This window comes from Krasilnikovia sp. MM14-A1259, from assembly GCF_047159535.1.
Classification (GTDB): Bacteria; Actinomycetota; Actinomycetes; order Mycobacteriales; family Micromonosporaceae; genus Actinoplanes.
Window position 1 is genome coordinate 7,097,545 of the sequence record NZ_BAAGAJ010000002.1, and the last position, 24,419, is coordinate 7,121,963.

At 71.7% G+C, this 24,419-nt stretch carries 19 protein-coding genes and 1 tRNA gene; 16 read left to right on the plus strand and 4 right to left on the minus strand.

Going from position 1 to position 24,419, the window contains the following annotated elements; genetic code table 11:
- Positions 1-375 precede the first annotated feature (375 nt).
- The 5 genes from trpC to ACMCNK_RS32350 are packed head-to-tail and all read left to right on the plus strand — an operon-like array spanning position 376 to position 5,782.
- Positions 376-1,167 carry an indole-3-glycerol phosphate synthase TrpC gene (gene trpC, locus ACMCNK_RS32330; RefSeq protein WP_412741056.1) on the plus strand — a complete coding sequence of 264 codons (792 nt, stop codon included), beginning with the start codon at positions 376-378 and terminating at the stop codon, positions 1,165-1,167.
- On the plus strand, positions 1,164-2,399 hold the full coding sequence (gene trpB / locus ACMCNK_RS32335; protein WP_412740117.1) for a tryptophan synthase subunit beta: 1,236 nt from the start codon (positions 1,164-1,166) through the stop codon (positions 2,397-2,399). The genes trpC and trpB overlap by 4 nt, the downstream gene beginning before the upstream one ends.
- Positions 2,396-3,202 (plus strand): tryptophan synthase subunit alpha, encoded by an 807-nt coding sequence (trpA, locus tag ACMCNK_RS32340; RefSeq protein ID WP_412740118.1) that lies wholly within the window; start codon positions 2,396-2,398, stop codon positions 3,200-3,202. Before trpB ends, trpA begins: the two co-directional genes overlap by 4 nt.
- Before the next feature lie 48 nt (positions 3,203-3,250).
- A complete protein-coding gene (gene lgt, locus ACMCNK_RS32345; protein ID WP_412740119.1) occupies positions 3,251-4,561 on the plus strand; it encodes a prolipoprotein diacylglyceryl transferase in 1,311 nt (436 codons plus the stop codon).
- Between the two features lie 30 nt (positions 4,562-4,591).
- The gene (locus ACMCNK_RS32350) at positions 4,592-5,782 is read left to right on the plus strand and encodes an FAD-dependent oxidoreductase (RefSeq protein WP_412740120.1); all 1,191 of its coding nucleotides are present in this window, start codon (positions 4,592-4,594) and stop codon (positions 5,780-5,782) included.
- A gap of 76 nt (positions 5,783-5,858) precedes the next feature.
- Here ACMCNK_RS32350 and ACMCNK_RS32355 read toward each other — a convergent pair whose 3' ends face one another.
- Positions 5,859-6,728: a GNAT family N-acetyltransferase gene (locus tag ACMCNK_RS32355; RefSeq protein WP_412740121.1), complete on the minus strand. Its 870-nt coding sequence runs from the start codon at positions 6,726-6,728 to the stop codon at positions 5,859-5,861.
- Between the two features lie 204 nt (positions 6,729-6,932).
- Between ACMCNK_RS32355 and gltB the strand changes: the two genes are divergently transcribed.
- From gltB to ACMCNK_RS32375, 4 genes are all read left to right on the plus strand, one after another.
- Positions 6,933-11,525 carry a glutamate synthase large subunit gene (gene gltB, locus ACMCNK_RS32360; RefSeq protein ID WP_412741057.1) on the plus strand — a complete coding sequence of 1,531 codons (4,593 nt, stop codon included), beginning with the start codon at positions 6,933-6,935 and terminating at the stop codon, positions 11,523-11,525.
- Positions 11,518-12,996, plus strand: a complete 1,479-nt coding sequence (locus tag ACMCNK_RS32365; RefSeq protein WP_412740122.1) for a glutamate synthase subunit beta — start codon at positions 11,518-11,520, stop codon at positions 12,994-12,996. The genes gltB and ACMCNK_RS32365 overlap by 8 nt, the downstream gene beginning before the upstream one ends.
- A gap of 205 nt (positions 12,997-13,201) precedes the next feature.
- Entirely contained in the window at positions 13,202-14,650 is a 1,449-nt protein-coding gene (gene pyk / locus ACMCNK_RS32370; protein WP_412740123.1) for a pyruvate kinase, read from the plus strand.
- Positions 14,647-15,522, plus strand: a complete 876-nt coding sequence (locus ACMCNK_RS32375) for an acyl-CoA thioesterase (RefSeq protein WP_412740124.1) — start codon at positions 14,647-14,649, stop codon at positions 15,520-15,522. Before pyk ends, ACMCNK_RS32375 begins: the two co-directional genes overlap by 4 nt.
- Positions 15,523-15,689: 167 nt before the next feature.
- Here the strand turns inward: ACMCNK_RS32375 and ACMCNK_RS32380 are convergent, their stop codons facing one another.
- Entirely contained in the window at positions 15,690-17,204 is a 1,515-nt protein-coding gene (locus tag ACMCNK_RS32380) for a hypothetical protein (RefSeq protein WP_412740125.1), read from the minus strand.
- A gap of 257 nt (positions 17,205-17,461) precedes the next feature.
- Here ACMCNK_RS32380 and ACMCNK_RS32385 point away from each other — a divergent pair, with 257 nt between their 5' ends.
- The 3 genes from ACMCNK_RS32385 to ACMCNK_RS32395 all read left to right on the plus strand — a co-directional run bounded on the left by ACMCNK_RS32385 (position 17,462) and on the right by ACMCNK_RS32395 (position 19,409).
- A complete protein-coding gene (locus ACMCNK_RS32385; RefSeq protein ID WP_412740126.1) occupies positions 17,462-18,061 on the plus strand; it encodes an RNA polymerase sigma factor in 600 nt (199 codons plus the stop codon).
- A gap of 34 nt (positions 18,062-18,095) precedes the next feature.
- Positions 18,096-18,980: a hypothetical protein gene (locus ACMCNK_RS32390; RefSeq protein ID WP_412740127.1), complete on the plus strand. Its 885-nt coding sequence runs from the start codon at positions 18,096-18,098 to the stop codon at positions 18,978-18,980.
- A 63-nt stretch (positions 18,981-19,043) separates the two neighbouring features.
- Positions 19,044-19,409, plus strand: coding sequence for a hypothetical protein (locus ACMCNK_RS32395; protein WP_412740128.1), 366 nt, complete (start codon positions 19,044-19,046; stop codon positions 19,407-19,409).
- 23 nt (positions 19,410-19,432) lie between these two features.
- Here ACMCNK_RS32395 and ACMCNK_RS32400 read toward each other — a convergent pair whose 3' ends face one another.
- A complete protein-coding gene (locus tag ACMCNK_RS32400) occupies positions 19,433-19,588 on the minus strand; it encodes a hypothetical protein (protein ID WP_412740129.1) in 156 nt (51 codons plus the stop codon).
- Between the two features lie 397 nt (positions 19,589-19,985).
- A tRNA-Leu gene (locus ACMCNK_RS32405) sits at positions 19,986-20,072 on the minus strand.
- A 127-nt stretch (positions 20,073-20,199) separates the two neighbouring features.
- Between ACMCNK_RS32405 and ACMCNK_RS32410 the strand changes: the two genes are divergently transcribed.
- The 4 genes from ACMCNK_RS32410 (at position 20,200) to ACMCNK_RS32425 (ending at position 24,403) form a co-directional block, all read left to right on the plus strand.
- Positions 20,200-20,817 carry an ANTAR domain-containing response regulator gene (locus ACMCNK_RS32410; protein WP_412740130.1) on the plus strand — a complete coding sequence of 206 codons (618 nt, stop codon included), beginning with the start codon at positions 20,200-20,202 and terminating at the stop codon, positions 20,815-20,817.
- 216 nt (positions 20,818-21,033) lie between these two features.
- On the plus strand, positions 21,034-22,200 hold the full coding sequence (locus ACMCNK_RS32415) for a branched-chain amino acid ABC transporter substrate-binding protein (RefSeq protein WP_412740131.1): 1,167 nt from the start codon (positions 21,034-21,036) through the stop codon (positions 22,198-22,200).
- Positions 22,201-22,278: 78 nt separating this feature from the next.
- A complete protein-coding gene (locus ACMCNK_RS32420) occupies positions 22,279-23,229 on the plus strand; it encodes a branched-chain amino acid ABC transporter permease (RefSeq protein ID WP_412740132.1) in 951 nt (316 codons plus the stop codon).
- A 55-nt stretch (positions 23,230-23,284) separates the two neighbouring features.
- Positions 23,285-24,403 (plus strand): branched-chain amino acid ABC transporter permease, encoded by a 1,119-nt coding sequence (locus ACMCNK_RS32425; protein WP_412740133.1) that lies wholly within the window; start codon positions 23,285-23,287, stop codon positions 24,401-24,403.
- Positions 24,404-24,419: the final 16 nt, after the last annotated feature.

Consider the following 24,419-nt stretch of genomic DNA (forward strand, 5'->3'; position numbering starts at 1 on the left):
AACTGATCGACGGCCGGCGCCCCCGACGCCGGGAACCAGTTTGCCCGAATCAGATGATGCCCGAGTCGTGTTTCCGTGCCGTGACGGCGACGTCAACGCTATGTGGGATCCACCGATCATCCGATTCGGTGCAGGCCGACACGCGGGACCGCAGATACGCCTGTGACCAACGAGACAGGCTCCTGGCAGGGCATTATGCCGCGCCCACGTAGTGGTGTGGGTCGCACCCCGGGCGGTCGATGACGACCGCCCCCGCCTAGCATCGGGCGGAAGGCACCCGGAGAGGGGAGTCATTACGTGACATCCGATCAGGCGGAAGCAGGCGCTGGCGGACCCGCCGACCGGGGCGCCGGACCGCAGAATGTTCTTGAGGAGATCCTGGCCGGGGTTCGCGAGGACGTGGCCCGTCGGCAGGAGCAGGTGCCGCTGGAGCAGGTCCGCGACCTGGCCGCGGCGGCCCCGCCCGCGATCGACGCGTACGCGGCGCTGCGCAAGCCCGGCGTGGCGGTGATCGCCGAGGTCAAGCGCTCGTCGCCGTCCAAGGGGGCGCTCGCCGACATCCCCGACCCGGCCGAGCTGGCCGGGGAGTACGCGGCCGGCGGCGCCCGCTGCATCAGCGTGCTCACCGAGGGCCGGTGGTTCGGCGGGTCCCTGGAAGACCTCGCCGCGGTCCGCGCCGCGGTGCAGGTCCCGGTGCTGCGCAAAGACTTCGTCGTCTCCAGCTACCAGGTGCACGAGGCCCGCGCCCACGGCGCCGACCTGGTGCTGCTGATCGTGGCCGCGCTGGAGCAGAACGTGCTGGTCGGCCTGCTCGAACGCATCGAGTCGCTCGGCATGACCGCCCTCGTCGAGGTGCACAACGAGGAGGAGGCCGACCGCGCGCTCGCGGCCGGCGCCCAGGTCATCGGCGTCAACGCCCGCGACCTGCGGACCCTGGAGGTGGACCGGTCCGTCTTCGAGCGGATCGCGCCCGGCCTGCCCAACAACGTCGTGAAGATCGCCGAGTCGGGGGTGCGCGGCCCGCACGACCTGATCCGGTACGCCTCGGCCGGCGCCGACGCGGTCCTGGTCGGCGAGGGCCTGGTCACGAAGAAGAGCCCGCGCGACGCGGTCGCCGAGCTGGTCAACGCGGGCAACCACCCGGCGACCCCGAGGCCCGTCCGATGAGCGAGTTGCCCGATCTGGCCGGTCACTTCGGCCGCTACGGCGGCCGTTTCGTCCCCGAGGCTCTGGTCAAGGCGCTCGACGAGCTGGACGCCGCGTACCGGCACGCCAAGACCGACCCGGAGTTCCAGGGCCGGTTCACCGGGCTGCTGCGCGACTACGCGGGCACCCCGTCCCTGCTGTACCGCGCCGAGCGGCTGTCCGCCGCGGTCGGCGCGGAGATCCTGCTCAAGCGCGAGGATCTGAACCACACCGGCGCGCACAAGGTGCGTAACGTCCTCGGCCAGGCCCTGCTCGCGCAGAAGATGGGCAAGAAGCGGGTCATCGCCGAGACCGGCGCGGGCCAGCACGGCGTCGCCAGCGCCACCGCCGCGGCGCTGCTCGACCTGGACTGCGTCGTGTACATGGGCCAGGTCGACACGGAACGCCAGGCGCTCAACGTGGCGCGGATGCGGATGCTCGGCGCCACGGTCGTACCGGTCACCACCGGCTCGCGCACGCTCAAGGACGCGCTCAACGAGGCCCTGCGCGACTGGGTCTCCACGGTCGAGACCACCCACTACCTTCTGGGTACGGCCGCCGGGCCGCACCCGTTCCCGGAGCTGGTGCGCGACTTCGTGGGCGGCATCGGCACCGAGGCCCGCGCTCAGTGCCTCGATCAGCTCGGTCGCCTGCCCGACGCGGTGGCCGCGTGCGTGGGCGGCGGCTCCAACGCGATCGGCATCTTCCACGCGTTCGTGCCCGACGCCGGCGTGCGCCTGTACGGCTTCGAGGCCGGCGGCGACGGCGTCGAAACCGGCCGGCACGCCGCGTCGATCACCGGTGGCTCGTCCGGGGTGCTGCACGGCGCCCGCACGTACGTGCTGCAGGACGACGACGGCCAGACGATGGAATCGCACTCGATCTCCGCCGGGCTGGACTACCCGGGCGTGGGCCCGGAGCACGCCTGGCTGCACGACACCGGGCGGGCCACGTACGAGCCGGTCACGGACGCCGAGGCGATGGCCGCGTTCCAGCTGCTGTGCCGTACCGAGGGCATCATCCCGGCGATCGAGAGCGCGCACGCGCTGGCCGGGGCCGCCCGCCTCGCGCCGCGGCTGGCGGCCGAGCTGGGCCGCACCCCGACCATCGTGGTGAACCTGTCCGGCCGCGGCGACAAGGACGTGCATACCGCCGGGGCGTACTTCGGGCTGCTCGGCGACCTCTCGACGCTCGTCCCCGGGGAGAATTCGTGACCAGCATCGCCGAGACGTTCGGCAAGGCCCGCGCCGAGGGGCGGGCGCTGCTCGTGGGCTGCATGCCCGCCGGGTTCCCGACCGTGGACGACAGCATCGCCTCGATGGTCGCGATGGCCGAGGCCGGGTGCGACGTCATCGAGGTGGAGCTGCCGTACTCGGACCCGGTGATGGACGGGCCGGTGATCCAGAAGGCCAGCGACATCGCGCTCGCGGGCGGGGTGCGTACCCGCGACACGCTGCGCATCATCGAGGCGGTTGCGGCCACGGGCGCGCAGGTCGTGCTCATGACGTACTGGAACCCGATCGAGAAGTACGGCGTCGACGCGTTCGCCCGCGACCTCGCCGCGGCCGGGGCCACCGGCATGATCACCCCGGACCTGATCCCGGACGAGGCGGCCGAGTGGCTCGCCGCCGCCGATCGGTACGCGATCGACCGTACGTTCCTGGTCTCCCCGTCGTCGACCGACGCGCGGATCGCGATGACGCTGCAGCACTGCCGCGGCTTCGTGTACGCCACCGCGCTCATGGGTGTCACCGGCGCCCGCTCCCAGGTGTCGCGGCAGGCGCCGGATCTGGTCGCCCGGATCCGCGCGGCCGACCCGGACATGCCGGTCGGGGTGGGCCTGGGCGTCGGCACCGGGGCGCAGGCGGCCGAGGTGGCCGGTTTCGCCGACGGGGTGATCGTGGGCAGCGCCCTGATCCGGTGCGTGCTGGAGGCCCCCGACGCCGCCACCGGCCGGCAGCGCCTGCGGGCGCTCAGCGCCGAGCTGGCCCAGGGAGTACGCAGCCCGCAGCGCTGACCGCCCTGGGGATTGCGGGCCCGCCGTACGGCGGTAGCCTGTGCACCCGTGACGCTCGCCGCAATCCCCAGCCCCACCGTGTCGGTCTGGCACGTTTTCGGTTTCCCGGTCCGCGCGTACGCGCTGTGCATCGTGCTCGGCATCGTCGTGGCGGTGCTGGTCATGGAGGCGCGGCTGCGCCGCCGCGGCGTGGCGCCATGGGCGTCGCTGGACATGGCGGTGTGGGCGGTGCCGTTCGGCATCGTCGGTGCCCGCATCTACCACGTCATCACGTCGCCGCAGGACTACTTCGGCGCCGGGGGCAGCCCGATCCGCGCCTTCTACATCTGGGAAGGCGGCCTCGGCATCTGGGGTGCGGTCGCCGGTGGCGCGCTCGGCGCCTGGATCGCGGCGCGCCAGCTCGGCCTGCCGTTGAGCGTCTTCGCCGACGCGCTCGCTCCCGGCCTGCCGCTGGCGCAGGCGATCGGGCGGTTCGGCAACTGGTTCAACAACGAGCTGTACGGCAGCGTCACCACGCTGCCGTGGGGCCTGCGCGTGCACGACATGGACCGCTCGAACGCCGGGCACGCCATCGTCATCGACGGCAAGCCGGTCACCCTGCCCGACCTGTACCACCCGACGTTCCTGTACGAGGCGATCTGGAACGTGGGCGTGGCCGTGCTGGTGTTCCTGGCGGACCGCCGGTTCAAGTTCGGCCGGGGCCGGGCGTTCGCGCTGTACGTGATGGCGTACACCGTGGGCCGGTGCTGGATCGAGATGCTGCGCGTCGACGACGCGAACCACTTCTTCGGCATCCGCCTCAACGTCTTCACCTCCATCCTGGTGTTCCTCGGCGCGCTCGCCTACTTCCTGCTGGTCAAGGGCCCCCGCGAGTACGTGGTGCCGATCGACGCGCCGCAGACCGCGCCCGAGCCGGCCGCGTCCGCGGACCTTTCCCAGGTGGATGTCACGGAGTCCGCGGAGCCGGCCGGGTCCAAAGCGCCCCGCGCCTATCAGGTGGTCAGCGAGGAGCGTTTCCAGGCGTACCGGGAGACCGGGGTCCTGCCGCCGCTGGATCCGGCGGCCGAGCCCGCCGCGGCGGGCTCCGCTTCCGCCTCCGCGACCGCACCGGCGTCCGCGGCCGAGACCGAATCCGCCGCGACCGCACCGGCCTCCGCGGCCGGGACCGAATCCGCCGACGCGACGGCGGCGGACGCCGCATCCGCAACCGGCGCGGACGCCGCCCCGGGGGCCGACACCGCCCAGGAACCGGCCACGGAGGCCGGGCCGGGTTCGGCCCGGGATGCTGCACCGGGTCCGGCGACCGGAGACGGGGCGCAGCCGGCCGGCTCGTCGGCCGGCACCACCGACGAGCACTGATCCGGCAGCCCCGGGGCGGGAGGCGGCGACGTGCGCACGGCCGTGGTGGTGGGCGCGGGAATGGCCGGCCTGGCCGCCGCCGGTGCGCTGGCCCGTGCCGGATGGCGGGTGACCCTGCTGGAGCAGGGCGAACGCATCGCTGCGCCACCGACCGCGCTGGTGCTGTGGGCCAACGGCCGGCGCGCCCTGGAGGCCATCGACCCCGACGGCGGCTGGGCCGGCATCGCCGCCCCGCTGCCCGACGGCGGTGTGCGGCGCCCGGACGGCCAATGGCTGGTGGCGCCCCGGACCCGCTCCGGTGCCGGGCCCGCGCGCGCGGTCGTGCACCTGGAGGACCTGTACGACGCGCTGGTCGCGGGCCTCGGTGACCTGGTGGAGATCCGTACCGGTGTGCCGGTGCGTACCGTGCGGCTGGGCCGTGGCCGGCGCCCCGCGGTCACCGACGGCAGCACCGTGTTCGAGGCGGATCTGCTGGTGGCCGCGGACGGCATCGACAGCCCGGTACGCCGCGCGGTGGCCCCGGAGTCCGTGGCGGTCGGTTCGGGCTTCGCGGCGTGGCAGGCGGTCGTCCCGGACTACCGGCTGCCCCGCCTGCCCGCCGAGGTGGCCGACGGCGGGGAGACGCTCGGCGCCGGGTACCGGTTCGTGTCGATGCCGTTGGGTGCGCGGGCGGCCGGCCGAGGCGGCATGTACTGGGTCGCCACCGCCGCCGGGGCACCCCGGCCGGAGCCGCCCGCCACCCAGTTGTCGCTGTTGCGCCGGTGGTTCGCGGACTGGCATGCGCCGGTCGGTGATCTGCTGGCGGCGACCCGCCCCGAGGAGCTGGTGCCGCAGGAGGTCCGCGAGCTGCGGCCGCTGCCCCGCGCGTACGGGTTCGGCGGCGGGACGGGCGGGGTGGTGCTGGTCGGCGACGCGGGTCACGCGATGCCCCACCACCTCGGGCAGGGGGCGTGCCTGGCGTTCGAGGACGTGGCGACGCTGGCGGCGTTGACCGCCAACGCCCGGCCCGGCCGGGAACTGCACGAGGCGATCGACGCCTACAGCCGGATGCGGGCGCCCCGCACGACGAGCATGGTGCGCCAGATGCGGAGGATGTCGGCGGTCGTGCAGGCGCGCGGGCGGCTGGCGTTGCGGGCCCGCGATGCGGCCCTGGGCTCGCTGCGTCCGCGCATGCTGGGCCACGTGCACGGCCTGGCCACGCGGTGGCAGCCCCCGGACTGACGGCGACGTTCCGTGGTGGCGCCCTGACCGGCGGCCACCGGGCGCGCCACGCCCGGCGATCATGGGGTGGGACGGTTCACAACGCGGCGGGCGCGGGTTCGCCGATGCATGCCGTGCCGATACGGCGGAAGCCGATCCGCGAGTACAGCCGGGCCACATCGTCGTCACCGGCGGACAGCAACACCAGGTCGGCGCCCGACTGCAGCGCATGCCGGGCCAGGCTCGCGGTGAGCTGGGACGCGTACCCGCGGCGGCGGGCCGACGGCAGGGTGGCCACCCCGGCCACCTCGGCGACGTCGCCGACCTGCTGCACGATTCCGCTGGCCAGGATGCCTTCGGTGGGCGACTCGACCACCGCGGTGGTGTGCCGCCCGGCCGTCTGCCGCTGCCGCGCGTCGTCGACCTGCGCGTCGTCGGGGCGGGTCACGGCGTCGCGCTCGCGCGGCCCCGCCGCCGCGGTGACCAGCGGCCCGTCCCCGGTGGGAAACGCCGGCGCGGCGGGTGCGCCGAAGCCGAGCTGGGCGACCGCGCGACTGGCGGCCAGATCGTCCGCGAACGCGGGCGCGGCCGGGTCGAGCAGCCGGATTCGCGCGTCCGGCAGGGGAAGGTCCGGGACCAGCGCGGCCCGCTGCAGTACCATCAGCGGCGCGAGCAGTACCTCCAGGCCGGCGGACCGGGCTACCGGAAGCAGGTCGGGGGTGGTGTCATGGACCCATTCGAAAGCCTCGGCGATCCCGAGGTCTCGTTGGCGCTGCCGCACCGCAGTAACATCGGCTGCAGACGGTGTCGGCGCCCCGATCCGGGGTCGGGCGTAGAAAGGCCAGCCCGCGCCGTCGCGCACGAAGAGCACGAAACTCCCGATGTCCTCCGCGACAGCGGCGTCGCGGGGCACAGCGTCATAGAAGCGTTCCAGTCTGGCGAAGACGTCGGAAGTTGGATGCGCCACCGCGCGAGACTACCCAATCGTGCGGGGGTCAACGCGTGCGGACGGAAGTGTGCTCGATCCGCAGTGTGACGAATCTGCATCTGGCGGAGATCGGTAACCCTTAACGTAGACTCTAGTGACTTTGCAGGGCCGACGTCGTCCCGACCTTGATACGAAACACCAGTGACGACAGGAGGCCCGGTGGCTCTTCCGCACCCGCTGAACCTGCCCACGGCGGACACCAGTCGCGCCGAGAGCTCGCCCGCCGCTCAGAATCGCGCCCAGGGGCTGTACGACCCGGCGCACGAGCACGACGCGTGTGGCGTGGCATTCGTGGCCGACCTGCACGGCCGGCGCAGCAACGACGTGGTCGCCAAGGGGCTTTCCGCTCTGATCCGGCTGGACCATCGCGGCGCCCGCGGCGCGGAGTACAACACGGGTGACGGCGCCGGCATCATGATCCAGGTCCCGGATGCCTTCCTGCGCGCGGTCGTCGACTTCGAACTTCCTGCGGCCGGCCGGTACGCGACCGGCCTGGTTTTCCTGCCGAACGACCCCGGCGCGGCCGCCCGCGCGGTAGCGGTGTTCGAGAAGTACGCCCTGGTCGAAGGCGGTGACATCCTCGGCTGGCGCGACGTGCCGGTGAACCCGTCCGGGCTGGGGGAGACCGCCGACGCGGCGCGTCCCGCGATCCGCCAGGTGTTCCTGGCCGCGCACCGGCTGACGAGTTCGGACGCCGGCGCCGCGGGTGACCCCCTCGACGGCCTCGACCTGGACCGGGTCGCGTTCTGCATCCGCAGGCAGACCGAACGGGAGACCGCGCAGCGTGGCGTGGCCGCCTACTTCCCGTCACTGTCCTGCCGCACCATCACCTACAAGGGCATGCTCACCCCGGACCAGTTGCCCGAGTTCTTCCCGGACCTGTGCGACGAGCGGGTGGACAGCGCGATCGCCCTGGTGCATTCCCGGTTCTCCACCAACACGTTCCCGTCGTGGCCGCTGGCCCACCCGTACCGCATCATCGCGCACAACGGTGAGATCAACACGATCCGCGGTAATCGCAACTGGATGGCCGCCCGCGAGGCGCTGCTCGCCTCGCCGAACGTGCCCGGAAACATCAAGCGGCTTTTCCCCATCTGTACGCCGGAGGCGTCCGACTCGGCGAACTTCGACGCCGTGCTGGAACTGCTGCACCTGGCCGGGCGCAGCCTGCCGCACGCCGTACTGATGATGATTCCCGAAGCGTGGGAAAACGACCCGGGCATGGACCCGGCCCGGCGCGCCTTCTACCGCTTCCACGCCAGCCTGATGGAGCCGTGGGACGGACCGGCCAGCGTCGCGTTCACCGACGGCACGCTGATCGGCGCGGTGCTGGACCGCAACGGGCTGCGCCCCGGCCGCTGGTGGCACACCAGCGACGGGCTGGTCGTGCTGGGCAGCGAGGCGGGCGTGCTCGACCTCGACCCGGCCACGGTCGTCGCCAAGGGCCGTCTGCAGCCGGGCCGCATGTTCCTGGTGGACACCGCGGCGGGCCGCATCGTCCACGACGACGAGATCAAGAGCGAGCTCGCCGCCGCCGAACCGTACGACCAGTGGCTGCACGCCGGTCTGATCGACATCGCGGACCTGCCGCCGCGCGAGCACATCGTCTACACCCACGACTCGGTGACCCGCCGCCAGCAGGTGTTCGGCTACACCGAGGAGGAGCTGAAGATCCTCGTCGCGCCGATGGCCCGGACCGGCGCCGAGCCGCTCGGGTCGATGGGTACGGACACCCCGATCTCGCCGCTGTCCACCCGGCCGCGCCTGCTGTTCGACTACTTCCACCAGTTGTTCGCCCAGGTCACCAACCCGCCGCTGGACGCGATCCGCGAAGAACTGGTGACCAGCCTGGGCACCACGATCGGCCCGGAAGGCAACCTGCTCGACCCGGGGCCGGCGAGCTGCCGTCAGGTGGTGCTGCCGTACCCGATCATCGACAACGACGAGCTGGCCAAGCTGCTCTCCATCGACGAGGACGGCGACCTGCCCGGCTTCAAGGCCGTGCGCGTCTCCGGGCTGTACCCGCTGCGCGACGGAGGAGAGGGCATCAAGGCCCGGCTCACCCAGATCTGCCGCCACGTGTCCGAGGCCATCGAGGACGGCGTACGCATCCTGGTGCTCTCCGACCGCGACGCCAACGCCGACCTGGCGCCGATCCCGTCGCTGCTGCTGACCGCCGCGGTGCACCAGCACCTGGTGCGCGAGCAGACCCGCACCCAGGTCGCGCTGGTCGTCGAGTCCGGCGACTGCCGCGAGGTGCACCACGCGGCCGTGCTCATCGGGTACGGCGCCGCCGCGGTCAACCCGTACCTGGCGTTCGAGACGGTGGACGACCTCATCGCCACCGGCCCGCTCGCGGGGATGGACCCGGGCAAGGCGGTCCGCAACTACGTCAAGGCGCTCGGCAAGGGCGTACTGAAGATCATGTCCAAGATGGGCATCTCGACCGTGACGTCGTACTGCGGCGCCCAGGTGTTCGAGGCCGTCGGCCTGGACGACGACCTGCTGCAGCGCTACTTCGAGGGCACCTCCGGGCGCATCGGCGGCGCAGGCCTGGCCGAGATCCACGCCGAGGTCGCGGCGCGGCACGCCAAGGGCTACCCGGCAAACCCGGCCGAGCGGGCACACCGGCGCCTGGAGGTCGGCGGCGAGTACCAGTGGCGCCGCGAGGGCGAGATCCACCTGTTCAACCCCGAGACGGTGTTCCTGCTGCAGCATGCCACCCGCAGCCGCCAGTACGACGTCTTCCGCCAGTACACGTCCAAGGTGGACGAGCTGTCCGCTTCCGCGGGCCACCTGCGCGGGCTGTTCCGGCTCAGCTCCGACCGTCCCGCGGTGCCGCTGGAGGAGGTGGAGCCCGCCAGTGAGATCGTCAAGCGGTTCTCCACCGGCGCGATGAGCTACGGCTCCATCTCCGCCGAGTCCCACGAGACTCTCGCCATCGCCATGAACCGTCTCGGCGCCAAGAGCAACACCGGCGAGGGCGGCGAGGACGTCGAGCGCCTGTACGACCCGGCCCGCCGTTCCGCGATCAAGCAGGTCGCCTCCGGCCGCTTCGGCGTCACCGCGGAGTACCTGGTCAACGCGGACGACATCCAGATCAAGATGGCGCAGGGCGCGAAGCCCGGCGAAGGTGGTCAGCTGCCCGGCAACAAGGTGTGGCCGTGGATCGCCAAGACCCGGCACGCCACCCCGGGCGTGGGCCTGATCTCCCCGCCGCCGCACCACGACATCTACTCCATCGAGGACCTGGCCCAGCTCGTCCACGACCTGAAGATGGTCAACCCGAGCTCGCGGGTGCACGTCAAGCTGGTCAGCGAGATCGGCGTGGGCACGGTCGCCGCGGGTGTCGCCAAGCTCAAGGCCGACGTCATCCTCATCTCCGGTCACGACGGCGGCACCGGTGCGTCCCCCCTGAACTCGCTCAAGCACGCCGGTTCGCCGTGGGAGCTGGGCCTGGCCGAGGCGCAGCAGACGTTGCTGCTCAACGGACTGCGTGACCGGGTCACCGTGCAGGTCGACGGCCAGCTCAAGACCGGCCGTGACGTGGTCGTCGCCGCCCTGCTGGGCGCCGAGGAGTTCGGCTTCGCGACCGCCCCGCTGATCGTGTCGGGCTGCATCATGATGCGGGTCTGCCACCTGGACACCTGCCCGGTCGGGATCGCCACGCAGAACCCGGTGCTGCGCGAGCGGTACACCGGCAAACCCGAGTTCGTGGAGAACTTCTTCCTGTTCCTCGCGGAGGAGGTCCGCGGCTACCTGGCCGAGCTCGGCTTCCGCAGCATCGACGAGGCGATCGGCCACGCCGAGGTGATCGACGCCGTCCCGTCCGTCGACCACTGGAAGGCCAACGGGCTGGACCTGGGCCCGCTGCTGTACGTACCCGAACTGCCCGCCGGTGCCGCCCGCCGCGGCATCGTCGCGCAGGACCACGGCCTGGAGAAGGCCCTGGACAACGAGCTGATCGCGCTGGCCGCCCCGGCCCTGGCCGAAGGCACGCGGGTCCGCGCCGAACTGGACTGCCGCAACGAGCAGCGCAGCGTCGGGGCGATGCTCGGCGGCGAGGTCGCCCGCCGGTACGGCGGCAACGGCCTGCCCGACGACACGATCACGTTCACGCTGCGCGGCACCGGCGGGCAGTCGTTCGGCGCGTTCCTGCCGCGCGGCGTCACCCTGCGGCTGATCGGCGACGTCAACGACTACGTCGGCAAGGGACTGTCCGGCGGCCGCATCATCGTGCACCCGCACGAGCGGGCCCCGTTCGTCGCCGAGGACAACATCATCGCCGGCAACACCATCCTGTACGGCGCCACCGGCGGCGAGGTGTTCCTGCGCGGCCGCGCCGGTGAACGGTTCGCGGTGCGCAACTCCGGCGCCGCCGCGGTCGTCGAGGGTGTCGGCGACCACGCCTGCGAGTACATGACCGGCGGCACCGTGGTGGTGCTCGGGACCACCGGGCGCAACTTCGCCGCGGGCATGAGCGGCGGCACCGCGTACGTGCTGGGCCTGAACCCGGTCCAGGTGAACCCGGAACTGGTCGACCTGGCCCCGCTCACCGACGCCGAGCAGCAGCAGCTGCACGGCCTGCTGGAGAAGCACCTCGCCGAGACCGGGTCCGCCGTGGCCGCACGGTTGCTGGCGGACTGGCCCGCGGCGGTGCCGGAGTTCACCGCCGTGGTCCCGCGCGACTACAAGCGCGTGATGGAACTGATCAGGACCGCCGAGGCCGCCGGTCGTGACGTCGACGAGGCGGTTATGGGGGGCATCAGTGCCTGATCCGAACGGTTTCCTGCGCTACGAGCGGCAGTTGCCCAAGCGGCGTCCCGTGCCGGTGCGCATCCAGGACTGGCGCGAGGTGTACCCGCCCGCCGGCGAGGACCTGATCCGCGACCAGGCCACCCGGTGCATGGACTGCGGCATCCCGTTCTGCCACGACGGCTGCCCGCTGGGCAACCGCATCCCGGACTGGAACGACCTGGTCCGCACCGGCGCGTGGGCCGCCGCCGCGGAAAGCCTGCACGCCACGAACAACTTCCCCGAGTTCACCGGCCGGCTGTGTCCCGCACCGTGCGAGGCCGCGTGCGTGCTCGGCATCGCCGACGACGCGGTCACCATCAAGCAGGTCGAGGTCGAGATCGCCAACCACGCGTTCGACCTCGAGTACGTGCAGCCGCAGCCGCCCACCACGCTGTCCGGCAAGAGCGTCGCCGTGGTCGGCTCCGGCCCCGCCGGGCTCGCCGCCGCCCAGCAACTGGCCCGCGCCGGGCACGCGGTCACCGTGTTCGAACGCGACGACCGCATCGGCGGCCTGCTGCGGTACGGCATCCCCGACTTCAAGATCGAGAAGTCCGTGGTGGACGCCCGGCTGGCCCAGCTCGAAGCCGAGGGCGTGGTCTTCCAGGCCGGCGTCGACGTGGGCGTCGACATCACCGCCGACGACCTGCGGGAACGCTTCGACGCCGTACTGCTGGCGTGCGGCGCGCTCGCCGGCCGCGACACCCCGGAAACCCCGGGACGACAGCTCAATGGCGTACACCTGGCCATGGACCACCTCGTGCCCGCCAACCGTGTCGTCGCCGGGCTGCAGGACACCACCCCGATCGACGCCCGCGGCAAGCACGTGGTCATCATCGGCGGCGGCGACACCGGCGCCGACTGCCTCGGCGTCGCCCACCGGCAGGGCGCAGCCGGGGTGATCCAGCTCGACCAGTACCCGCTGCCGCCCACCGACCGGGCCGCCGAAGTGCACCCGTGGCCCACCTGGCCGGTCATCCTGCGCAACTACCCCGCCCACGAGGAGGGCGGCGACCGGGTCTTCGGCGTCGCCGTGCAGGAGTTCGTCGACGACGGCAACGGCAACGTCACCGCCGTACGCATCGCCGACGTCAGCGTCGAACGCCGCGACGGCAAACGCATCGTCACCGTCGCCGAGGGCAGCGAACGCGAGCTGCGCGCCGACCTGGTGCTGCTGGCCATCGGCTTCGAGGGCACTGAGGAATCGCCGCTGCTGGCCCAGTTCGGCATCAGCCGCAACCGCCGCGGCGCGCTCGACGCCCGCGACGACTGGCAGACCGATGCCGACGGCGTGTTCGTGGCCGGCGACATGCACCGCGGCGCGTCCCTGATCGTGTGGGCCATCGCCGAGGGCCGGGCCGCCGCCGCGGCCATCCACCAGTACCTCGGCGCGCACGGCGAACTGCCCGCCCCGGTCCGGCCGACCTCGCAGCCGCTGGCCGCCGCACGGTGAACGCACGTTCAGGCGCGGGACGGCACGCCGTCCCGCGCCTGTCCGTTGTCCCCAGAGGGGCCATCTGCGCACGGGCGCTGCGCGCAGCCCGATAAGCTGGGTCCGTTCGCGGTCGCTGACGCCCGCTCGACGCCATTGTTGCGTCGTCATTCATCCCCTTGACGGGGATCGGCCAGCGGGCCGATCCGAAAGAGAGACTAGCCTGATGGCTGTGACACGCCGCGCAAAGATCGTCTGCACCATGGGCCCCGCCACCGCGTCACCGGAGCGCATCCGGGGCCTCGTCGAGGCCGGCATGGACGTGGCCCGGCTGAACTTCAGCCACGGCAGCCACGAAGACCACAAGCACGTGTACGACCTCGTCCGCGAAGCCGCCCGTGACACCGGCCGCGCCGTCGCCGTCCTCGCCGACCTGCAGGGTCCGAAGATCCGCCTCGGCAAGTTCGCCAACGGCCCGCACGTGTGGCAGACCGGCGACGCCGTCACCATCACCGGCGACGACATCCTCGGCACCCCCGACCGTGTCTCCTGCACGTACCGGAAGCTGCCGCAGGAGGTCAAGGTCGGCGACCGCCTGCTCATCGACGACGGCAAGGTCGCGGTCGAGGTCGCCGGTGTGGACGGCAACGACATCCGCTGCCTGGTCGTCGAGGGCGGCCCGGTCAGCAACAACAAGGGCGTCTCGCTGCCCAACGTCGCGGTCAGCGTCCCCGCCCTCAGCGACAAGGACGAGGCCGACCTGCGATTCGCGCTGAACATGGGCGTCGACCTGATCGCCCTGTCGTTCGTCCGCTCACCCGACGACATCAAACTCGTCCACCAGATCATGGCCGAGGAAGGGCGCCAGCGGCCCGTACTCGCCAAGGTGGAGAAGCCGGAAGCGGTCACCCACCTCGAGCAGATCGTGCTCGCGTTCGACGGCGTGATGGTCGCCCGCGGCGACCTCGGCGTCGAGCTGCCGCTCGACCAGGTGCCGCTGGTGCAGAAACAGGCCGTGCAACTGTGCCGGGAGAACGCCAAGCCGGTCATCGTGGCCACCCAGATGCTCGACTCCATGATCGAGAATTCCCGACCGACCCGCGCCGAGGCCTCCGACGTCGCCAACGCCGTCCTCGACGGCGCCGACGCGGTGATGCTCTCCGGTGAGACCAGCGTCGGCAAGTACCCGGTCCTGACGGTCAGCACCATGGCCCGCATCGTCACCACCACCGAGAACGGCGCGTTCGGCGTGCCCCGCCTGCAGCACGACCCGCGTACGCACGGTGGGGCCCTCACGGTCGCCGCCTCGCAGATCGCCCGCAACATCGGCGCCAAGGCGATGGTCGCGTTCTCCCAGACCGGCGACACCGTGCGCCGGCTGTCCCGGCTGCACTGCGACCTGCCGCTGCTCGCGTTCACCCCGGTGGCGGAGGTCCGCGACCAGCTCGCCCTGTCCTGGGGGGTCGAGACGTTCCTGACCGACTTCGTGCAGCACACCGACGACATGTTCCGGCAGGTCGACCGCGCGCTGCTCGGACTGGGCCTGGCCAAGCCCGGCGACTACGTCGTCGTCGTGGCCGGCAGCCCGCCCAACGCGCCCGGCAGCACCAACACGCTGCGAGTGCACCAGCTCGGCTCGCTCGTCGACCCGGCCACGGTCAACGGCGCGCAATGACACTGCCCCTGCGCGGACAGGCCGCCGTCGATCAGCTTCTGGACGTGCTCGACCTCAAGCAAACCGACGCGGCCACCTTCCAGGGCGAAAGCCCACAGGTGGGAGCCCAGCGGGTCTTCGGCGGCCAGGTGGCCGGTCAGGCGCTCGTCGCCGCCGGCCGCACGGTCGACTCGACCCGCCACGTGCACTCCCTGCACGGATACTTCGTCCGCGCCGGCGACCCGACCGTGCCCATCGACTTCCACGTCGAGAGCATCCGCGACGGCCGCTCCTTCTCCGTGCGCCGCTGCACCGCCCAGCAGCACGGCCGCACGATCTTCCTCATGTCGGCGTCGTTCCAGCTGACCGAGGAGGGCCTGGACCATCACGGCCCGGCCCCCGACGTGCCCGCGCCCGAGGACGTCCCGACCATGGCGGACTGGCTGGCGCGGTACCCGGACCGGGCCGGCGCGTTCGCCGCCTCCCCGCAGGCCGTCGACGTCCGCTACATCAACTCGCCCGGCTGGGTGCCGCCCGGCGACCGGGACCCCGCCATCCACCAGCGCGTCTGGATGCGCATCGACGGCGCACTGCCCGACGACCCGCTCATCCACGCGTGCGCCCTCACGTACGCGTCCGACCTGTCACTGCTGGACTCCGTCCTGTCCGTGCACGGCGAGGTGTGGGGGCCGGGCGGGGTCATCGGCGCCAGCCTCGACCACGCACTGTGGCTGCACCGTCCGTTCCGCGCCGACGAATGGTTCCTGTACGACCAGACCAGCCCGTCCGCGGGCGGCGGCCGCGGGCTCGCCGTCGGCCGCATGTTCACCCGCGACGGGCGGCACATCGCCAGCGCCGTCCAAGAAGGGCTGCTGCGCCGCATCGGTGGCTGACCAGCGGCCGCCGTGCCAGGGCGCCGATGCCATCGCCCCGTCGATGCCATCGCCCCGCCGATCCGGGGCCCCCGCCGATCCGGGACCCCGCCGATCCGGGACCCCGGCCCGGCGACTGACCGTGTGTCGGGCCCCGGACCGGCGAGGTTGGGGGAGGCAAGCCCACCTCACTCCGCGCGGCGGTGTCCCGCCCTCGGCGCGGCGTCGCCCGTTCCCGCAGCCTGCGGATCCGGCGTGCCGTCCGGCACCACGCCTGCTGTGCCGTCCGACGACTGGCCCGCCCACGCCTGGGCCGGCGGCGGCTGCGCAGCCGGATACCGCCCGGCCGGGTCGTAACCCACCGAGGGCGCCACACCACCGGACTGCACACCCGGAGACGCCGGGGGCCACGCCGGGTCCGGCGGCCGCTGCCACGCCGTCTCCGGGGCCGCCTCGGCCGGCCGCTGCGACGCCGATTCCTCGGGCCGGGCCGGGCCGGACCCATCCGGCATCGGCGCCCCGGACGGCCACTGCGGAGTCCCCGGCGTCCAAGGGCCCGCGGACGGCTCCGCCGGCGGCAACGCCAGCACACCCTCGGGCGTGTCCGGCACCGGCGGCAAATCCACGTGCTGGGCGGCCGCCGCGGCGCCGGTGACCGTACCGGTCACCCCCGCCATGGCCAGCATCGTGTCCAGATCCGCGGTCGTACGCAGCACCTCGTCATGGAAGCTCGACGACTGATCCCCGCCCGGCCATCCACCACCCTGACCGCCGACCCCGGCGCCCGGCTGCCCTCCGACCTGCCCCGGCTGCCGCCCTCCGACCGCGCCCATGCCCTGCTGCCCGGCCCCGACAGGCCCCGCACCGGCTCCCCCGGCCGCACCGCCCGCGGTGCCCGGCGGCACCGAAGCCCGGCCGGACGCACCCGAACCCGCCGCGCCCTGCCCGGCCGACCCCCAACCCGCCGGGCCCGGCCCGCCGGAATCCGAACCCGCTGCCGAACCCCACCCCGGCCCGGCCGAACCCGGCTCCGCAAGCTCCAACCCGACCAGCCCCGGCCCCGAACCGCCCGGCGCCGACAACGCCGCCAACCCCTGCGAGCGATACCGCGCCACACCATCCGGAAAATCGGTCAGCCCCGCCGAGTACCCGGCCACTCCGGCGGCCCGCTCCGGAGGCAGATCGAGCAGCGACGCCGGCGGTCCCTCCCACAACTGCAACGCACCCACCAGATCCGCCGCGGCACGCGCCACCGCCAACCCCGCCAGCACCACAATCAACGTCTCATCGCCGCGTACCGCCGGGGCCGCCGTCCACACCCCCAGCGCCGCCTCCGCCACGCCCAGCAGGAGCAGGAAACCCCAGATCCGGTCCGTCTCGCGCAGCAACGCCGCCACCGTCACATCCGCCACGCCACGCACCATCAGAAAACCGCCGACCACCGCGGCCGTCGAGGCGTACGAGGAATCCACCCCCACCCACACCAGCACCCCCGCGGCCGCGAACAACACCGCCAAACCGGCGGCCAACCACCACGTACGCGCCCCCGCCAGCGCCCGCAGCACCTCGCTCACCGCGGCGACCAGCAGCACCACCCCCGCCGCAGTCGCCACATCGCCCGGGTCCACCCGCAGCACCAGCCACGCAACGGCCAGCCACGCCACACCCATCACCAGCAGCACCGCCCACATGCGTTCACGCATCCCGGACCGTGGCGCCGAGCCCGACCACACCATGGAGCCTCCCGCCAGTGCTGATTACTGCCATGACAGCACCAGCCACGCGGCCGAACCCGCCCTTTGCGGAAATGACCCGCACCAGCCGCCGAGCCCGGACAACCCGTCACCACCCCGCCCGCCGCAGCCGCCCCACCCGCCCGCGGGACCCCGCCCGCGCCGCCGCCGAAGCCGGTGTACCGTGCTGGCCCTGCCATCAACGGATCGGAAGACGACCAAACAGCGTGTCGCAAGACGATGACCTCGCCCGGGCGGTCCGCGCGGCCAACGCCGGCGACGAACGGGCCTTCGCCGTCCTCTGGCGCTTTCTCAACCCCGCCCTGCTGCGCTACCTGCGCGTCGTCGTCGGCGACACCGCCGACGACGTGGCCTCCGAAACCTGGCTGCAAGCCGCCCGCGACCTGCACCGCTTCACCGGCGACGGCGCCGCCTTCCGCGGCTGGCTGTTCCGCATCGCCCGCAACCGCGCCATCGACGAACAACGCCGCGCCGGACGCCGCCCCGAACACCCCACCGGCACCATCGCCGACGACACCACCGGCACCCCCGCCCGCGACGCCGCCGCCGAAGCCGCCGAAGGCAGCGACACTGCCTGGGCGCTCAGCCGCATCGCCGCCCTCCCCACCGACCAGGCCGAAGCCGTCATGCTCCGCGTCGTCGCCGGCCTCGATGTCGCCACCACAGCCCAGGTCCTCGGCAAACGCCCCGGCGCGGTACGCATCGCCACCATGCGCGGCCTGCGCCGCCTCGCCGCCGACCCCCAGGTCCAGGCCCGCAACCCCGCACTTTCGCCCGCCCGCACGATCCGCACCGAGGGGGTGTAACGCCATGCGCCCCCGCGACGCTCTTACCCATGCGATGCGTACGTGGCGAACCCGACGACTCGGCCTCGATGAGGCCGACCGTCTGGTTGCCGGTCACCAGCCCGGTCCCGGACACGAGGGACTGGGTCAACTGCTCGCCGCCGCCCGGGCGCCCGCATCCCCGCGGGAACTCGCCGGCGAACGCGCAGCGGTGGCCGGATTCGTGGCGGCACATCAGCGCGCCGTGCCGACCACACCTGCGAAGGGAACACGCCGTGTCCGGGTACCGCTGTCCGCCAGGACGGTCGCGATGAAGGTGGCGGCCGGATTCGCAGTCCTGGCGAGCAGCGGCACGGCGTTCGCGGCCGGCACCGGAAACCTGCCGGACGGCGCGCAGCAGCGTGCGCATCGCCTCTTCTCCGCCATCGGCGTCCCCGCGCCGGCACCCGTCCCTCACCGCACCCCGACCGGCCCGGGCGGCGGCGCGCCCTCCCCCCATGGCGCCGCCGCCCGGAATCCGGTCACCCCCCGTACCACCGCCGCCACCGCGACACCCGGCACCCGTACCACCGTCGACGGCGCGGCACCACCGTTCACCAGCCCGGCACCGAGCGGCAGCCCGATACCGGGTCTCAGCCCGGCACCGGGTCTCAGCCCGGCACCCGGCGACGTCCTCGGCCTCTGCATCGCCTGGGAGACCGCCCGCCGCAACCCCCACGGCAAGGCGCTGAGCGAGCAGACCCGCGCCGCGCTGGCGGCGGCAGCGGGCGGGGGGGACGACATCGCGCGGTACTGCGCCACCCTGCGCGACCTCATCCCGCACAAGAAGCCCAAACCCACCCACCTCCCGGACCGGCCCGGCACCGGACAGGGCGACCCCGGCGACGACGGCGGGGCGGGCAAACCATCGCATCACCCCGGGCCAGACCCCAGAAACTGAACCGGCGCCGCCCCCAGACATCCCCACCCCGGCACGCGGCCGGCGACCACCAAGGCAGCCACCATGTACCTCAACACCGCCCCCGCACCGGACGAGGTGTTCGCCGACCGCATCGGCTGGCGCCTGCGCAGGCTCGCGCAATACCGGCAACTCATGACCTACCTGGTCCGGCATCGATCCGCCGCCCTTACCCGGCTCGGCGGCCGGCTCCGGCGAGAAGCCGGCGTCCCCGCCGCCGACACCACGGCACTCGTGCCGGGTGCCGTCGCGCTTGCGCCATCCGAGCCGTACGCCGCCCGGGTCACGCCGCGCCACGCGCAGATCCTCGCCCGGCAGTTCACGGCGCGCACCGGGCAGTGCCCGGTGAACCGGCGGCCCGAGCGGTACCCGGCGGACACGATGACCGGTGCGCGCTGGCCGGTGAACTGAGCACCGTTGCCGGCGGCCGCGGGTCACTGCTTGGGACCGATGTGCCGGTCGAGGACGGCCACACCCTCGCGGCGCGCGACCGACAGCATGTTGCGGCGGCACATCCGCCAGGGAACGCCTAGTTGGTCCAGCGATGCCTGGCACAGGCCCATGATGTCGGCGGACTCGTTCGAGAACATGTACCTCGGATAGGCATATGTCTTTTTCTGGCGTCGGATGGTGTTCGTGACGCGGCAACCGTCGGAATGAAACAGCCCGCGCAGGACGGGGACTTTGGCGCTGGTAACGAGGTGGCCGTCACCGAGATAGAGGCCGAGCAGATAGGCGTAGCTTGCTTGGTCGGCCGGCGGTCCAGGCAGGGGGCGGCACCGGGAGCAACGGTGGGGGTCCGGCGGTCGCCGCAGCCGTCGGCGCGCCCGTTCGCCGTATAACCAATGGCCGACGGTGCCTCTGGGTAGTCCGAGCGAACGGCATACCTCGCCGAAGGGCATACCGCCGGCCTGCAGCCGAGCCGCCTGTTCGCGGAGGTGGGGTGGATGCACCCCGCCATGCTCGAACGCAGGTACGACAATTTCTTGGTGCCGGGGACGGGATTCGAACCCGCATGTCCTCTCGGACAAATGATTTTGAGTCATCCGCGTCAGCCGATTGCGCCACCCCGGCATGCTCGGTCCAGCGAGGTCTGCCCACGCTGACCCGAGCACGTCGAAGCTTACCTACTACGCTGAGGGCAGCGGCACCCAGATACCCGGGTGTCGAGATCCATTTGAGCGTTGGGGGTTGGGGTTCCGTGGCCGACACGCAGGCGGGGGCAGAGCGCAGGCGGGTGCTGATCGCCGAGGACGAGGCGCTCATCCGGCTGGACCTGGCCGAGATGCTCGTGGAGGAGGGCTACGACGTCGTCGGTGAGGCCGGGGACGGCGAGACCGCCGTCCGGCTGGCCGAGGAACTGAAGCCGGACCTGGTGATTCTCGACATCAAGATGCCCATCATGGATGGCCTGGCGGCGGCCGAGCGGATCGCGGGGGGCCGGATCGCCCCGGTGGTGATCCTGACCGCGTTCAGCCAGCGTGACCTGGTGGAGCGGGCGCGCGCGGCCGGTGCGATGGCGTACCTGGTGAAGCCGTTCCAGAAGTCGGATCTTGTGCCGGCCATCGAGATTGCGCTCTCCCGGTACGCGGAGATCGCCGCGCTGGAGTCCGAGGTGGCGGGCTTGTCGGAGCGGCTGGAGACGCGTAAGTCGGTGGAGCGGGCCAAGGGCCAGCTGATGACGAAGTACGCGATGACCGAGCCGCAGGCGTTCAAATGGATCCAGCGGACGGCGATGGATCACCGGATGACGATGCGTGAGGTCGCGGAGCGGATCATTGCGGAGGACCTGGAGTCGGGGGCCTCGTCGAGCTCGTGATCTTGGGCCTTGTGGCACGCGAGTTGTGACACCAATTCGCACCCGAACAGCACCCCACGTAACGGTTCGGTGAATGCCCGCCCGTCCTCTTACCCCCGGTGTTGCGGTTGGGATAGCGTCCCGCCCCATGACGGGCCCGGAATGTGGCGTGGAGCACGCAAGTGCCAATCGACGCGCGGTGGCTCGGTGGGTTCGGTATGGAGGAGGGGTCCAACCTTGAGGCAGGTTCTCGCACGAGCCATCGGCGGGGTGGCTGTCATCGGCCTCATCGCCGGTGCCGCCGCTTGTAACAAGGACAGCGGCAGCAGCAACACGGCGAGCGGCTCGAACTGCGGCTACTCGCTCGCGTTCTTCGGAGCGCTGACGGGCCCCGCGGCCAACCTCGGTGTGAACATCGAGCAGGGCTTCGAGCTCGCGATCAAGCAGTACAACACCAAGAAGGGCTCCGAGTGCATCACGGTCAAGAAGTTCGACTCGCAGGGTGACCCTGCGGTCGCGCCGGGTGTTGCTCGTAGCCTGGTGGCGGACAAGAAGATCATCGGTGTGGTCGGCCCGCCGTTCTCCGGCGAGTCCGAGGCTGCCGGCCCGATCTTCGAGTCGGCCAAGATCCCGACGATCACCCCGTCCGCGACCCGGGTGTCGCTGTCGGCCAACGGGTGGAAGTCCTTCCACCGGGCCGTCGCGAACGACGACGCGCAGGGCCCGGCTGCGGCCAACTACATCAAGAACATCATGAAGGCCGAGAAGGTCTTCGTGGCCGACGACCAGTCCGCGTACGGCGCGGGTCTGGCCGAGGTGGTCAAGAAGACGCTCGGCGCGGCGGTCGCGGGCACGGACAAGACCGAGGCCGACGGCAAGCAGACCGACTTCTCGGCGCTGGTGCAGAAGGTCAAGAGCAGCGGGGCGACCGCGCTGTTCTACGGCGGTTACTACGCCAACGGTGGTCTGATCCGTAAGCAGCTGACCGCGGCGGGCTGGAAGGGCACGCTGGTCGGCGGCGACGGCATGAAGGACCCGGGTCTGGCCAAGGCGGCCGGCAACGCGGCTGCCGCGGGCACGATCGTGACCTGCCCGTGCTCGCCGCCGGAGAAGGCGGGCGGCACGTTCGTCGCGGACTACAAGGCGGCCTGGAACCAGGACGCGGGTACGTACTCGGACGTGGCGTTCGACGCGGCGAACATCTACCTCAAGGGCATCGACGAGGGCAACACGACGCCCGAGAAGCTGATCACCTTCCTGTCGACGGTGAACTACCAGGGCATTGCGAACACGTACAAGTTCACCGACACCGGTGAGCTTGACCCGCAGTTCATCAAGGTCTGGGCGTTCAAGTTCGACGCGAACGGCAACACGGTCGCGGACCAAGAGGCTCCGAAGGCCTGATCGACCGGTAACTCTCTGTAGGTGCGGTGTGGCCGGATGACCTCCGGCCACACCGACCTCTCGTTTCAGGAGCCCCTTGTGAATTTCTCGGGTCTGATCCACGACTTCGGTCCACTGACCGTGACCGGCTTGGCGCAGGGCGCGATCATCGCGTTGTTCGCGCTGGGCTACACCCTGGTCTACGGTGTGTTGCGACTCATCAACTTCGCGCATTCCGAAGTCTTCCTCTTGGGTACGTACGCCGCGCTGCTGATGTGGGGCGTGTTCGGCCTGGACCAGAACTCCGCCACCCCGTCGACCATGGCGGTGATCGGCCTGTTGCTGCTGGGCCTGGTCGCGGCGATCGTCGCGTCCGGCACGACCGCGCTGGTGGTGGAGCTGGTGGCGTACCGGCCGCTGCGGCGGCGCAACGCACCGCCGCTGGCGTTCCTCATCACGGCGATCGGTGCGTCGCTGGCGATCTCGGAGACGGTCGGTGTGGTCACGCACCGGAATCCGACCGGTGTGCCGGGCCTGGTGCAGCAGAAGGTCGTGATCACGATCGGCAACACGCAGATCACGAATCTGCAGATCCTGATCATCGGGCTGGCGCTGGTGATGATGTTCGTGCTGGACCGGTTCATCAACCGTTCGCGGCTGGGCCGCGGCATCCGGGCGGTGGCGCAGAATCCGGACAGCGCGGCGCTGATGGGTGTGAACAAGAGCCGCGTGATCGCGCTGGTGTTCCTCATCGGCGGTCTGATGGCCGGCATCGCGGCGGTCATGTACGACTTGAAGATCGGTGTGACGCGGTTCGACGCCGGCTTCCTGCTGGGCATCGAGGCGTTCACCGCGGCGGTGCTGGGTGGTATCGGCAACCTGCGCGGCGCCCTGCTGGGTGGGCTGCTGCTGGGTGTGCTGCAGAACTACGCGGCCGGGTTGTTCGGCACGCAGTGGCTGCACGCGGCGTCGTTCGTGCTGCTGGTGCTGATCCTGCTGGCGCGGCCGACCGGCCTGCTGGGCGAGTCTCTGGGGAAGGCACGGGCATGAACGAGTGCACCGAGCGAAGCGAGGGCCGCGAGGGCATGCCGAGGGAGGAACTGTCATGACCGAGGCGAGTGGAAACACGCAGTCGTTCCGGGAACGGGGCGGTGTGCGGGGCTGGTTCGCCGGGCTTCCGACCCCGGCGCGGATCGCGGTGGTGCTGGGGTTCGTGGCGCTGGCGTACCTGCTGCCGTACGTCGGTGAGATCCCGCTGATCGGCCCGCAGATCACGACCCAGGGCATCGACTGGCCGAGCGCGCTGTTCAACATGTCCTACTTCGTGCTGCTGGCCTTGGGCCTGAACGTCGTGGTGGGCTTCGCGGGTCTGCTGGACCTGGGGTATGTGGGTTTCTTCGCGGTGGGCGCGTATGTGACCGCGTTGCTGACCTCGCCGGACAGCATCCTGCACACGAAGTGGGCGTGGCTGGCGTCGATCCCGATCGCGCTGGCGGTGACGATGGTGGCGGGTCTGATCCTGGGCTGGCCGACCCTGCGGTTGCGCGGTGACTATCTGGCGATCGTGACGCTGGGCTTCGCGGAGATCATCCGGATCGTGGCGACGAGCACGGAGACGCTGCGCGGTGACCGCGGGTTCACGGATCTGCCGCATCCGCCGGGCACGATCAACGGCGAGCCGATCTTCGGGGTACGGGATGCGACGCCGTACTTCTGGCTCGGTCTGACCGTGATTCTCCTGGTGGTCATCGGGGTGCGGAACCTGGACCGCAGCCGGGTGGGCCGGTCGTGGCTGGCGATCCGTGAGGACGAGGAAGCCGCCGAGATCATGGGCGTGCGGACGATCAAGTACAAGCTGTGGGCGTTCGCCATCGGTGCGTTCATCGGTGGCCTGGGCGGTGTGTTGTTCGCGGGTACGCAGGGCTTCGTCAACTCCAGCACGTTCGTGCTGCAGTTCTCGATCCTGGTGCTGGCCGGTGTGGTCATGGGTGGTTCGGGCAACATCGCCGGTGCCATCCTGGGCGGTGCGCTGATCTCGTACATCCCTGACCGGCTGCGGGGTATCACGGACCCGATCTTCAACACGGACCTGTTCGAGTACCGCTTCGCGATCTTCGGCGTGGTGATCATCGTGATCATGATCTTCCGGCCGCAGGGTCTGATCCCGAGCCGGCGGCGGGCGATGGAGCTGAAGGACCGGGAGAGGGAGGTGGCTCCGCAGTGAGCGAGCCGCACATCGA

Excerpts from the sequence above, each read along its gene's own strand:
- ACMCNK_RS32375 (WP_412740124.1), top strand. The coding sequence starts at position 14,647 with ATGACACTGCCCCTGCGCGGACAGGCCGCCGTCGATCAGCTTCTGGAC.
- ACMCNK_RS32425 (WP_412740133.1), top strand. The coding sequence starts at position 23,285 with ATGACCGAGGCGAGTGGAAACACGCAGTCGTTCCGGGAACGGGGCGGT.
- ACMCNK_RS32380 (WP_412740125.1), bottom strand. The coding sequence starts at position 17,204 with ATGCGTGAACGCATGTGGGCGGTGCTGCTGGTGATGGGTGTGGCGTGG.
- ACMCNK_RS32390 (WP_412740127.1), top strand. The coding sequence starts at position 18,096 with ATGCGTACGTGGCGAACCCGACGACTCGGCCTCGATGAGGCCGACCGT.
- trpB (WP_412740117.1), top strand. The coding sequence starts at position 1,164 with ATGAGCGAGTTGCCCGATCTGGCCGGTCACTTCGGCCGCTACGGCGGC.
- ACMCNK_RS32395 (WP_412740128.1), top strand. The coding sequence starts at position 19,044 with ATGTACCTCAACACCGCCCCCGCACCGGACGAGGTGTTCGCCGACCGC.
- pyk (WP_412740123.1), top strand. The coding sequence starts at position 13,202 with ATGGCTGTGACACGCCGCGCAAAGATCGTCTGCACCATGGGCCCCGCC.
- ACMCNK_RS32400 (WP_412740129.1), bottom strand. The coding sequence starts at position 19,588 with ATGTTCTCGAACGAGTCCGCCGACATCATGGGCCTGTGCCAGGCATCG.